The 411-nt window shown below is 68.9% G+C and carries 1 protein-coding gene; it reads left to right on the plus strand.

The features are described 5' to 3' along the window. On the plus strand, positions 1–411 hold a 411-nt coding region (locus tag H7I87_RS09670; RefSeq protein ID WP_264002650.1), incomplete at both ends, for a carboxylate-amine ligase.

Consider the following 411-nt stretch of genomic DNA (forward strand, 5'->3'; position numbering starts at 1 on the left):
GCATCAGCGGATGCCACGTGCACGTGCAGGTGCCCGACCGTGCCGCGGCCATCCATGTCAGCAATTGGCTGCGGCCGTGGCTGCCGTCGTTGCTTGCGCTGTCGGCCAATTCGCGGGTGTACCGCAACGCCGACAGCGGCTACGCGAGCTGGCGCAGCGTGCTGTGGCGGCGCTGGCCCGCCGCGGGAGCGCCGCCGTTCTTTGACTCGCCCGAGGAATACGACGACGCGGTACGCATGCTGGTCGACACCGGGGTGATCCTCGACAAGGACATGATCTATTGGGACGTGCGCCCTTCGGCGGACTTTCCGACGGTGGAGGTCCGCGTGGCCGACGTGCCCGCCACGGTCGACGAGACCGTGCTGCTGGCCACCTTGATCAGGGCCGCCGTGATGACGGCGCTCGAGTCGC

The sequence above is a fragment of the Mycobacterium timonense genome, assembly GCF_025821985.1.
Classification (GTDB): Bacteria; Actinomycetota; Actinomycetes; order Mycobacteriales; family Mycobacteriaceae; genus Mycobacterium; species Mycobacterium avium.